We start from the raw sequence: 11049 nt of genomic DNA, 5'->3' as shown, positions 1-11049 counted from the left end.
ACCGGCCCGACCGGTTCGGGCAAGTCGACCACGCTGGCGGCGATGATCGACTACATCAACAAGAACGAATACGGCCACATCCTCACCGTCGAGGATCCGATCGAATTCGTGCACACCTCGCAGAAGTGCCTGATCAACCAGCGCGAAGTGCACCGCGACACGCACGGCTTCAACGAAGCGCTGCGCTCGGCGTTGCGTGAAGACCCGGACATCATCCTGGTCGGCGAATTGCGCGACCTGGAAACCATCCGCCTGGCGCTGACCGCCGCGGAAACCGGCCACCTGGTGTTCGGCACGCTGCACACCAGTTCGGCGGCCAAGACCATCGACCGCATCATCGACGTGTTCCCCGCCGGCGAAAAGCCGATGGTGCGCTCGATGCTGTCCGAGTCGCTGCGTGCGGTGATCTCCCAAGCCCTGCTGAAGAAGGTCGGGGGCGGGCGTACCGCCGCGTGGGAAATCATGGTGGGCACGCCGGCCATCCGCAACCTGATCCGCGAGGACAAGGTGGCGCAGATGTACTCGGCCATCCAGACCGGCCAGCAGATGGGCATGATGACGCTGGACCAGCATCTGCAGGACCTGGTCAAGCGCAGCCTGATCACCCGCAACCAGGCGCGCGAATACGCCAAGGACAAGCGGATTTTCGAGTGATGGTAGCGCCGGCCGCCGGCCGGCTTCCTGCACGGCCGGCCGTTGGCCGGCTCGCAATCGGGTAGTGCCGGCCGCTGGCCGGCTCGCAATCGGGTAGTGCCGGCCGCTGGCCGGCTCCAGGCAACCTTCGGAGTACACCGCGATGAGCACCACCACCATCGACTTCACCTCGTTCCTCAAGCTGATGGCGCACCAGAAGGCGTCGGACCTGTTCATCACCGCGGGCATGCCGCCGGCGATCAAGGTCAACGGCAAGATCTCGCCGATCACCCAGACCCCGCTCACGCCGCAGCAGAGCCGCGACATGGTGCTCAACGTGATGACGCCGGCGCAGCGCGAGGAGTTCGAAAAAACCCACGAGTGCAACTTCGCCATCGGCCTGTCCGGCGTGGGCCGCTTCCGTGTGAGCTGCTTCTACCAGCGCAACCAGGTGGGCATGGTGCTGCGCCGGATCGAGACGCGCATTCCCACCGTGGAGGAGCTCAACCTGCCGCCGATCATCAAGACGCTGGCGATGACCAAGCGCGGCATCATCCTGTTCGTGGGCGCCACCGGCACCGGCAAGTCCACCTCGCTGGCGGCGATGATCGGCTACCGCAACCACAACTCGACCGGGCACATCATCACCATCGAAGACCCGATCGAATTCGTGCACAAGCACGAAGGCTGCATCATCACCCAGCGTGAAGTGGGCATCGATACCGACAGCTGGGAAGCGGCGCTGAAGAACACCCTGCGCCAGGCGCCGGACGTGATCATGATCGGCGAAGTGCGCACCCGCGAAGGCATGGACCACGCCATCGCCTTCGCCGAAACCGGCCACCTGGTGCTGTGTACGCTGCACGCCAACAACGCCAACCAGGCGATGGACCGCATCATCAACTTCTTCCCCGAAGACCGTCGCAACCAGTTGCTGATGGATCTGTCGCTGAACCTCAAGGGCGTGGTCGCCCAGCAGCTGGTGCCGTCCCCGGATGGCAAGTCGCGCAAGGTCGCCATGGAGATCATGCTCGGCACGCCGCTGGTGCAGGATTACATCCGCGACGGCGAGATCCACAAGCTCAAGGAAGTGATGAAGGAGTCGGTGCAGCTGGGCATGCGCACTTTCGACCAGAGCCTGTTCGAGCTGTACCAGGCCGGCGAGATCAGCTACGAGGATGCGCTGCGTTACGCCGACTCGCAGAACGAAGTGCGCCTGCGCATCAAGCTCTCCCAGGGCGGCGACGCACGCACGCTGTCGCAGGGGCTGGACGGGGTGGAGATCTCCGAGATCCGCTGAGCCGGGCAGGGCGCGCGCCACGCTGGTGGGGCGCGCCGCTCTCTGGCATAGTCGCGCCGCGTCCGGTTGCGGGCGCGGTGCCGGCAGCCGCCGGCGCCCGACCTGACGGCGTACCCGCATATGGACATGCACAACCCCTACCATCCGCCGATGTCCGCGCCGCTGCCGCACGCGCCGCGCGCGGTGCCGCCACCGGCCATCGACAAGCCGGTGTTTTTCGCCCCTTCCACGCTCAAGCTGGGCGCGATGTCGGTGGCGACGTTCGGCGTCTACACGATGTACTGGTTCTGGCGGAACTGGCAGGCGATCCAGCGCGAGACCGGCGCATCGCTGTGGCCGTGGGCGCGCGCGCTGTTCTGCCCGCTGTGGTCGTTCTCCTGCTTTGGCCAGCTCAGCGAGATGGCCCGCGGCCGCCGCCGCGAACTGGCCTTCCCGGTGGCCCTGCTGGGCATCCTCTTCCTGCTGTTGAACCTGGCCAGCCGCGCGGACAGTGCCCTGTCGCTGCTGTCCTTCCTGAGCTTCGTGCCGCTGCTGCCGGTCAATGCGCTGCTGCGCCAGTACCATCGCGACGAGCGCATCGACAGCACCCGGCAGGACCGGCTGACCGTCTGGCACATCCTTGTCCTGCTCGCCGGCGGCGCGCTGCTGGCGCTGGTGCTGACGGTGATGCTGCTGGGCGAGGTAACGGTGCAGCTGCCAAAGGGGTGATGTCGGGGGCGTGATGGCGCCGGGCGCAAGACTGGTCGCCAGCAAGCGCTGACGACCAGCGGCGGTTCCGTCTCAGCCCCGGATGAACGCCAGCAGGTCCGGGTTGATCACCTCGGCATGCGTGGTGCACATGCCATGTGGGTAGCCGGGGTAGACCTTCAGGGTGCCGTGCTTGAGCAGGGTGATCGAACGCTCGGCCGAATCGGCGATGGGTACGATCTGGTCGTCGTCGCCATGCATCACCAGCACTGGCACGTCGATCTTCTTCAGGTCTTCGGTGAAGTCGGTTTCCGAGAACGCCCGGATGCAGTCGTAGTGCGCGTTGATCGCGCCCATCATGCCCTGCCGCCACCAGTTGTCGACCACGCCCTGCTGGACCGGCGCGCCCTCGCGGTTGAAGCCGTAGAAGGGAATCGGCACCTCGCGGTAGAAGCTGGCGCGGCCGGCTGCCAACTGCTGGCGGAAGCCATCGAAGACCGCCTTGGGCGTGCCGCCCGGGTTGTGCTCGCTCTGGACCATGATCGGCGGCACCGCCCCGATCAGCACTGCCTTGGCCACGCGCCCCGGCCTGGCCTGGGCCACGTAATGGGCCACTTCGCCGCCGCCGGTGGAATGGCCCACGTGCACCGCATCGCGCAGGTCCAGGTGCTCGACCAGCGCGTTGACGTCGGCCACGTAGGTGTCCATCTCATGGCCGTCGCGGGTCTGCGACGAGCGACCGTGGCCCCGGCGGTCATGGGCGATCACGCGGTAGCCCTGCAGCAGGAAGAACTGCAGCTGGGTGTCCCAGTCATCGGCGCTCAGCGGCCAGCCGTGGTGGAACACGATGGGCTGGCCGTTGCCCCAGTCCTTGTAGAAGATCTCGGTCTTGTCGGGGGTGGTGAGGTAAGGCATGAGGCAGACTCCTGCAAGGTGAAGAGGGGACGGGCGGACGTGCGCTGGCATGCTGCAGCAGCAAGGTGTTCAGCGGGCATGAACACCCGTGTCGATTGCGCATCCTCTGACGCGTCGTAGCTGAATGCTTCGGCATGGATCGGGATGTCCCTTCCTTTGAGGGAGTATTCATGAGCAGATCCACGCCACTTAAAGACGCAGTGTCCTGCCCCCCTTCCGCCCGAGGAACCGCGGCCAACCCGTCGGCTGTTGGTTTGCGCTGCTGATTGATCAAGGTGGACGCAAGCACACTGAGCTGGTGGCCTTCGTCAAGCCGGAAAGCAGGCTGTGCCACGGCCACACCAATGCATTGGTGGCCCACCACCTCAGGGCACGCAGGCTTTCATTACGAGTGTCGTGTCTGCCTCTTCTGCCCGAGATGCTCAGCCTGCACTCTCCTGCGCTGAGAACTAGTTAGCAGGCAGATGCCAACATGGAAAAAGACGTGATTGAACTGAAAATCGTTCCCCGCTGCGGCATCGGTCCGATCATCCTGGGTGAATCCCGCAGCACCGTGAGAAAGGCGATGGAGGAGGCAGGCCTGCGCTTTGAATCCGAGAGGGCTTCGTTAGACTACTTCTGTGGAAACAGCATTCAGGTCGAATATCACGAAGGAACTGCTAGTTTCATTGGCGTCGCGTCGCATACGCGGTTCACTGCGATCTATCAGGGGCGAAACGTCTTCGATACGCCAGCCAAAGAGCTGTTTGCGATCGTCGCCGACGCCGATGCCTCTGACACACACAAGTTCAATCGAAATGGGCATGTGTTTCCGAACCAAATTTTGACGCTATGGGAAGCCGATACCCAATATGACCCGCTTGAGCGGCGTCTCATATGGGGCCAGGTGGGTCTGGGGGATGCCCGATACCTTCAAATGACCTGACGCGGGCTTCCTGCAGGAAAAGTGGGATGCGGGCTGAAGTTCCTGTCGATTCTGCGCACCCCCGCACGTCATACCAGATGAAGCGGCCACCCCGGCCCGTCGTGCAGCGAGGCAGCGGTCATGAGCGATACCCCGAAGGTGAAGGGCCCGGCGTCGTACTTCCCGTCCATCGAGAAGACCTACGGCCAGCCGGTCGGCCACTGGCTGGCGCTGCTGGTGGCCCAGGGCGGGGCCCGGCACATGGAACTGGTGGCGTTCCTGAAGACCGAGCACGGCCTGGGCCACGGCCACGCCAATGCACTGGTCGCCCACCACCTGCGCGGCGGCTGAATCGATTTCACCTGCAACTGTCACGCCGATCGTGTCTAATACCGCTCCCCACGCCCACCCCCCGCCCCCATGTCCCTGCATTCCCATGGCCCCGCGCCGTGCGACGACGCTGACGGCCACCTGGTCACCGCCGGTCCGCTGACCCCGCCGCCGGACAGTGCCGGTACCGTCGCCGACGAAAAAGCGCTGCGCCACTCGGTGGCCGAAGACGTGCAGGGCATGATCCTGGCCACGCTGGTGGCCTCGCTGGGCCTGGCCATCTTCGCCAAGGGCGGATTGATGATCGGTGGCATGGCCGGGCTGGCGTTCCTGTCCCACTACGCCTTCGGCTGGAATTTCGGCGTGGTGTTCGTGCTGGTCAACCTGCCGTTCTACTGGGTGGCCGTGCGCCGCATGGGGTGGGAATTCACCCTGAAGACCTTCGCGGCGGTCACCGCCTGCGGCGTGCTCACCGACCTGCTGCCGCGCTGGGCCGATTTCGCCCACATCGCCCCGCTGTATTCGGCGCTGGTCGGCGGCGCGCTGGCCGGGCTGGGCATCCTGTTCTACATCCGCCACCGCGCCAGCCTCGGCGGCATCGGCATCCTGGCGGTATACCTGCAGCGCACCCGCGGCTGGAGCGCGGGCAAGGTGCAGATGTCCTTCGACACCCTGCTGATGTGCGTGGCCTTCTTCGTGCTGTCGCCGTCGCAGGTGATGTATTCGGCGATCGGCGCGGTGGTGCTCAGCCTGGTGCTGATGTTCAACCACCGCCCGGGCCGCTACATGGGCGTCTGACCGGGCGGCGGCACCTGCTGGCGCGCCTTCAATGCCTGCAGCCGCGCGTACACCGGGCAGTCCGGGCTGTGCGCGCCGGGCAGGTAGCCCAGGCTCATCAGGAACTCGCCGGTGATCTCCCCGCCGGTGAAGCGGAAGGTCTTCTTGAACAGCTTCACCCACGCCGCCTTGTCCTGCGGGTGGTGCGCGTCCAGCCACGCGGCGAAACTGCCGTGGCTGGCCCGCAACTGCTGGATCACCTGCGCGTTGTGGACTGCCGCGTGCACCTTGAGCCGGTTGCGGATGATGCCCGCATCGCCCAGCAGGCGTTCGATGTCGCGCTCGCCGTAGCCGGCGACGGTGTCCACGTCGAAGCCGTCGTAAGCGGCGCGGAAGCCCTCGCGCTTCTTCAGGATGGTCTCCCAGCTCAGCCCGGCCTGGTTGATCTCCAGGATCAGCCGCTCGAACAGCTCGCGCTCCTCGCGCTGCGGAAAGCCGTATTCGTGGTCGTGGTAGTGGCCGTGGACCGGATGGCCGGGGGCGATGAGGCAGTAGCCGCTCATGGGCGGGGTTCCTTGCTGGCGGGTTCGTCGAGGCTCTGCTGCGGGCCGCCCTCAAGCGAGACGCGGCCCCAGCGCGGCGGGTGGATGTCCACATGCCCCTCCTGCAGGGCCTGGTTGGCGCGCTTGGCCGACGCCTGGCCGGAAGCCGGGAAGTCCAGCTGGCCCACATCGGCCCACTGCGTGCCCTGGCGCGCATGCACGCGGCACTGCGGGCCCATGTAGTCCAGCAGCTCGCACAGCAGCATCTCATCGGCGCCGTCGGCATCGAGGTCGCGGCGCAGCGCCACGCAACGGGTGTCCAGTTTCAGGCAGTTGCCCACGGCCACCTGGCTGGCCAGCACCGCGCGCCACCAGTCCGGATCGGGGGCGGGCGTGTCGCGGGCCAGTTTGATGTGCTGCTGCAGCACCTGCGGGTCGGTGATGCGGTTCTCCCGGCGGCCCTCCTGCTCCCATCCACTGCGCGATGTCCGCGCCAGCATGGTGGCGATCACCGCGCGCGCGCGGGCATCGTGGCTGAAGGCCGGGTCGTCGGGCAGGGCCTCCAGCGCCTGCACGCCGCGACGGCCGAGGGAAAAGCGCAGGGTCTGCACCTCGTCCAGCTCGATCGCCGCCGCGTTGGCCTGCAGCCGGGCGACCTGGCTGGCCACGCTGATCCGGATCGGGTCCAGCACCGGCGAGTTGGCCAGCAGGGCCAGGGCGAGCACGGTCCAGCACATCCAGCGGTTGACCGGCTCGATCCGCTGCAGCCAGGTCTCGCGCGGGCGCACCACGGCCAGCGCATAGCCCAGCCCATAGCCGGCCACCACCAGCGCCACCAGCAGCCCCCAGAAGCGGTCCAGCGTCCAGCCGTACTGGCCGATGCGCAGCGCCATCGCATACACCGCCAGGGCCGCATACACCGGCAACGCCAGCAGGCTGGCTTCGACGAAGCGCCGCAGCCAGGCCGGGTAGGGTGGGGTGGCGCTGTCGTGCTGGTACACCGCGTTGACGAACACCACCAGCAGCAGCGACAGCGTCAGCAGCAGGCTGGCGGCCGAGCGGGTCCGCCACAGCGGCTCCAGCCCGGTGAAGGGCAGGCTCAGCACGAAGGTCACCGCGATCAGCGCCAGCAGCGGCAGCAGCCCGCGCCCGACCGCGAACAGCACCGAGCGCACCATCTGGATGGCGCGATGCTGGGTGCGCCCGATCAGCACGCCGAAGCCGAACAGGCTGCCGGTGGCCAGGGCGATGAAGGCATCTTCGCGGAACAGTTCGCGGAAGAAGCGGATCTCCACCAGCACGAACAACTGCGCCCACAACCACAGCAGCAGCCAGGTCAACCCGGTGAAGGCCATGGCCAGCGCCAGGGTCAGCCCGTTCTGCCAGGCGCGTTCGAACAGCGCCGCATACGGCGCATGCCAATGCCCCATCTGCAGGCGGTACTGCCACCACGGCAGGCTGACGAACACGGCGATGGCCATGCTGATCGTGAAGGGCACCAACAGGCCATCATTGCTCAGGTGCTGGTCCGCGGTGCCGACGTTCCAGCCGATCCAGCTGGCCAGCCCCAGCACCAGCAGCGAGGCCAGCGCGGCATGCAGCCACAGCCGCCGGTCACGCAGCTCCACCAAGGTGAGGGCGACGGCGGTGGGCACGCTCAGCACCCAGGCGTACCAGCGCAGGCGGTTGCCCATTTCGTTGAAGGGCCAGGCGTGGTCGGCTTCCTGCACGATGTACAGCATCAGGCCCTGCAGCAGGGCGATCAGCACGATCGCGCTGCGGGTGGTGGTGGACAGTGCCGGACTGGCATTCATGCGGGCGGATCCTTCCGGGAAACCCTGCATGCTAGCCGAGCGCTCACGCCCGTGTCCCGGGCCCAGCGGGTAGAATGGGACCCATGTCCGAGCTTTCCACCTCTCTCGCCCATCACCTGCTGGTCGCGCTGCCGTCGCTGACCGATCCCACCTTCGCGCGCAGCGTGGCGCTGATCTGCCAGCACGACGACAACGGTGCGATGGGGGTGCTGGTCAACCAGCCCTCGGAGTACACGCTGGGCGAGGTGCTGGCGCAGATGGAAATCGCCACCGACGACCCCACGCTGCGGGGCCAGGTGGTGCTCAACGGCGGCCCGGTGCATCCCGAGCGCGGCTTTGTCATCCATGACGATGCGCGCCGCTGGGATTCCAGCCTGGCCGTGGGCGAGGGGGTGTACCTGACCACCTCGCGCGACATCCTCGAAGCCATGGCCCGTGGCGAAGGCCCGCGCAATGCGCTGGTCACGCTGGGCTGCGCCGGCTGGAGCGAGGGCCAGCTGGAAAACGAACTGGCCGAGAACAGCTGGCTGACCGTGCCGGCCGACGCCGAGCTGCTGTTCAGCACGCCGCTGGACCAGCGCTGGCAGGGTGCCGCCTCGCGGATCGGCGTGGACCTGTTCCGCCTCACCGATTACAGCGGCCATGTCTGAACCGGTCTCGCCCCCGCCGGCCACGCCTGCACCGCCGGCCATCCGTCGCGATGGCACCGTGCTCGGCTTCGACGTGGGCTCGCGCCGCATCGGCGTGGCCATCGGCAGCTCGTTCGGCACCCATGCGCGCGCCATTGCCGTGGTCGACGTGCATGGCAACGGCCCGGACTGGGCCGCGGTGGAGCGCCTGATCAAGGAATGGCGGCCCGACGGCCTGGTGGTGGGCGACCCGCTCACCCTGGATGGCCAGGACCAGCCCAACCGCAAGCGCGCGCAGGGCTTTGCCCGCCAGCTGCGGGAACGATTCAAGCTGCCGGTGGTGCTGGTCGACGAGCGCTCCAGCTCGGTCGAGGCCGCGCGCCGGTTTGCCGTCGAGCGTGCCGAAGGCCGCAAGCGTCGCCGCGATGCCGCCACCCTGGATGCGGTGGCCGCCGCGGTGATCATCGAGCGCTGGCTGTCCAGCCCCGACGACGCCACCCCCGTTTCCTGACCCCAGACCCTGCCCATGACCGCTTCGCAACTCGATTCCGACGGACGCCTGCGCCACCTGCTGACCCTGGAAGGTCTGCCCCGCGACACCCTGTTGCAGCTGCTCGACCGCGCCGGCCAGATCCGCGACGCGGCGGTGGGCCGGGTCGGCAACAAGCGCCACGTGCTGGGCGGCTCGGCGGTGTGCACGCTGTTCTTCGAACCGTCCACCCGCACCCGCAGCTCGTTCCAGCTGGCCGCGCAGCGGCTGGGGGCGGACGTGCTCAACTTCGATGCGTCCACCTCGTCCACGCGCAAGGGCGAGACCGCCTGCGACACGCTGAAGAACCTGGAAGCGATGGGCGTGCGCGGCTTCGTGGTGCGCCATCCCGATGACGGGGCCGTGGCGGCACTGGCGGCAGCGGCCGGCGAGGGCACCGCGCTGGTCAACGCCGGCGATGGCCGCAGCTCGCACCCGACCCAGGGCCTGCTGGACATGCTCACCCTGCGCCAGGCCAAGGGCAGCGATTTCTCGAAGATGAAGGTGCTGATCGTCGGCGACGTGAAGCACTCGCGCGTGGCCCGCACCGACCTGCATGCGCTGCGCACCCTGGGCGTGGGCGAAATCCGCGTCTGCGGCCCGCAGTCGTTGCTGCCTGATGACGACACGCTCAAGGGCTGCATCGTCGGCCAGGATTTCGATGCGCTGCTGGAAGGCGCCGACGCGCTGATGATGCTGCGCCTGCAGCGCGAGCGCATGGAAGAAGGCCTGGTGCCGTCGATCGAGCAGTACCACGCCGAGTACGGCCTGGACGCCACGCGCCTCAAGCGTGCCGGCACCGACGCCGCCGTGCTGCACCCGGGCCCGATCAACCGCGGCGTGGAAGTCACCGACGAGGTCGCCGACGGCCCGCAGTCGTGGGTGCTGCGCCAGGTCGCCAACGGCGTGGCCGTGCGCATGGCGGTGCTGGAAACGTTGTTGGGGTGAGGTGGGGTGCCGGTGGGGGTAATGCCGGCCGCTGGCCGGCTCTGCACCAAACCCACCGGTAGTGCCGGCCGCTGGCCGGCTCTGCACCAAACCCACCGGTAGTGCCGGCCGCTAGCCGGCTCTGCAGCAAACCCATCGGTAGTGCCGGCCGCTGGCCGGCTCTGCAGCAAACCCGCCGGTAGTGCCGGCCGCTGGCCGGCTCTGCATCCATCCGGCCTTGTCGGGAGCCGGCCAGCGGCCGGCACTACCCTTGCACTTTGTTTTTGTCGGGAGCCGGCCAGCGGCCGGCACTACCCGTTGCACTTTGTGTTTGTCGGGAGCCGGCCAGCGGCCGGCACTACCCGTTGCACTTTGTTTTTGTCGGGAGCCGGCCAGCGGCCGGCACTACCGGGTCGGGTTTTGTGGGGGGAGGCGGTCAGGCTCGTGTGGCCAGAGGCACCAGGCGTAGGGGTATTCCCCGATCTGCCGGCTCAGCCCTGCCCGGATGGGATTGCCGAGGATGTACAGCGCGTGCCGTCGCAATGACGCATCGGTACGCACGGCGTGGTCGTGATAGCCCGACTGCCAGAAGGCACCGCCACGTCCACGCGATCAATTGATCGCCAGCGCGCTGGAGGATTTGAAGCGTCGCGCCACCTCGTGCAGCGTGGCGGTGCGCAGCAGCAGCAACCAATGCAGGTGGTCCGGCATGACCACCCACGCCAATGACTGCACGTGCCCGCACCGGTCGATGTCCTGCAGGTGGGCCATGACGATTGCCGCTGCGTCCGCCTCTTCGAAGGCGGCCCGCCGGTGCTGGCACACCATCGTCAGCACATAGGCCTGTCCGGGAAGCGAACAGCGGCCGGTACGCAGTCGAGAAGAGCTCATGGCACATCGTCGACCGTCGATGTATGTGGCGATATCGGGCCAAGGCCGACCTGCCCGTGGTCCAAGCCCCCGATGGTGCGCAGGAAACCCACCGGTAGTGCCGGCCGCTGGCCGGCTCCGCAGGAAACCCATTGGTAGTGCCGGCCGCTGGCCGGCTCCTGGCACGGCCGG

The 11049-nt window shown here is 67.5% G+C and carries 13 protein-coding genes and 1 pseudogene; 10 read left to right on the top strand and 4 right to left on the bottom strand.

Features of this window, described 5'->3' with window-relative positions; translation table 11 throughout:
• The 3 genes from RSA25_RS17240 to RSA25_RS17230 form a co-directional block, all read left to right on the top strand.
• Positions 1-654, top strand: a 654-nt coding sequence (locus RSA25_RS17240; protein ID WP_332810060.1) for a PilT/PilU family type 4a pilus ATPase, incomplete at its 5' end; no start/stop codon positions are given.
• Between the two features lie 142 nt (positions 655-796).
• Positions 797-1933: a PilT/PilU family type 4a pilus ATPase gene (locus RSA25_RS17235; protein ID WP_228886758.1), complete on the top strand. Its 1137-nt coding sequence runs from the start codon at positions 797-799 to the stop codon at positions 1931-1933.
• A gap of 126 nt (positions 1934-2059) precedes the next feature.
• A complete protein-coding gene (locus RSA25_RS17230; protein WP_332810059.1) occupies positions 2060-2641 on the top strand; it encodes a hypothetical protein in 582 nt (193 codons plus the stop codon).
• Between the two features lie 72 nt (positions 2642-2713).
• On the opposite strand, the gene RSA25_RS17225 is transcribed toward RSA25_RS17230, so the two are convergent.
• The gene (locus RSA25_RS17225) at positions 2714-3535 is read right to left on the bottom strand and encodes an alpha/beta hydrolase (protein ID WP_332810058.1); all 822 of its coding nucleotides are present in this window, start codon (positions 3533-3535) and stop codon (positions 2714-2716) included.
• A 200-nt stretch (positions 3536-3735) separates the two neighbouring features.
• Here RSA25_RS17225 and RSA25_RS17220 point away from each other — a divergent pair.
• The 4 genes and pseudogenes from RSA25_RS17220 to RSA25_RS17205 form a co-directional block, all read left to right on the top strand.
• Positions 3736-3902, top strand: a pseudogene (locus RSA25_RS17220) (DUF4287 domain-containing protein); the annotation flags it as partial.
• Between the two features lie 105 nt (positions 3903-4007).
• Positions 4008-4460 carry a hypothetical protein gene (locus RSA25_RS17215; RefSeq protein WP_332810057.1) on the top strand — a complete coding sequence of 151 codons (453 nt, stop codon included), beginning with the start codon at positions 4008-4010 and terminating at the stop codon, positions 4458-4460.
• A 120-nt stretch (positions 4461-4580) separates the two neighbouring features.
• Positions 4581-4790, top strand: coding sequence for a DUF4287 domain-containing protein (locus tag RSA25_RS17210; RefSeq protein WP_332810056.1), 210 nt, complete (start codon positions 4581-4583; stop codon positions 4788-4790).
• A gap of 69 nt (positions 4791-4859) precedes the next feature.
• A complete protein-coding gene (locus RSA25_RS17205; protein ID WP_332810055.1) occupies positions 4860-5567 on the top strand; it encodes a YitT family protein in 708 nt (235 codons plus the stop codon).
• On the opposite strand, the gene RSA25_RS17200 is transcribed toward RSA25_RS17205, so the two are convergent.
• Together RSA25_RS17200 and RSA25_RS17195 are read right to left on the bottom strand one after the other, a co-directional pair.
• Positions 5552-6109: a DNA-3-methyladenine glycosylase I gene (locus tag RSA25_RS17200; protein WP_332810054.1), complete on the bottom strand. Its 558-nt coding sequence runs from the start codon at positions 6107-6109 to the stop codon at positions 5552-5554. The two genes, RSA25_RS17205 and RSA25_RS17200, sit on opposite strands and share 16 nt — an antisense overlap.
• Positions 6106-7902, bottom strand: coding sequence for a DUF4153 domain-containing protein (locus RSA25_RS17195; protein ID WP_332810053.1), 1797 nt, complete (start codon positions 7900-7902; stop codon positions 6106-6108). The genes RSA25_RS17200 and RSA25_RS17195 overlap by 4 nt, the downstream gene beginning before the upstream one ends.
• Before the next feature lie 83 nt (positions 7903-7985).
• Here RSA25_RS17195 and RSA25_RS17190 point away from each other — a divergent pair, with 83 nt between their 5' ends.
• From RSA25_RS17190 to RSA25_RS17180, 3 genes are read left to right on the top strand one after another with little or no spacing between them, the layout of a single operon-like run.
• Positions 7986-8552, top strand: coding sequence for a YqgE/AlgH family protein (locus RSA25_RS17190; protein ID WP_332810052.1), 567 nt, complete (start codon positions 7986-7988; stop codon positions 8550-8552).
• Entirely contained in the window at positions 8545-9042 is a 498-nt protein-coding gene (gene ruvX / locus RSA25_RS17185; protein ID WP_332810051.1) for a Holliday junction resolvase RuvX, read from the top strand. Before RSA25_RS17190 ends, ruvX begins: the two co-directional genes overlap by 8 nt.
• A 15-nt stretch (positions 9043-9057) precedes the next feature.
• Positions 9058-10008, top strand: a complete 951-nt coding sequence (locus RSA25_RS17180) for an aspartate carbamoyltransferase catalytic subunit (protein ID WP_332810050.1) — start codon at positions 9058-9060, stop codon at positions 10006-10008.
• 591 nt (positions 10009-10599) lie between these two features.
• Here RSA25_RS17180 and RSA25_RS17175 read toward each other — a convergent pair.
• Positions 10600-10878, bottom strand: a complete 279-nt coding sequence (locus tag RSA25_RS17175; protein WP_332810049.1) for a transposase — start codon at positions 10876-10878, stop codon at positions 10600-10602.
• Positions 10879-11049: the final 171 nt, after the last annotated feature.

It is taken from the genome of Stenotrophomonas sp. (assembly GCF_036662295.1).
Taxonomy (GTDB): Bacteria; Pseudomonadota; Gammaproteobacteria; order Xanthomonadales; family Xanthomonadaceae; genus Stenotrophomonas.
The sequence above is the reverse complement of the archived record's forward strand: the minus strand, read 5'-3'. Positions and strand labels throughout refer to the sequence as shown.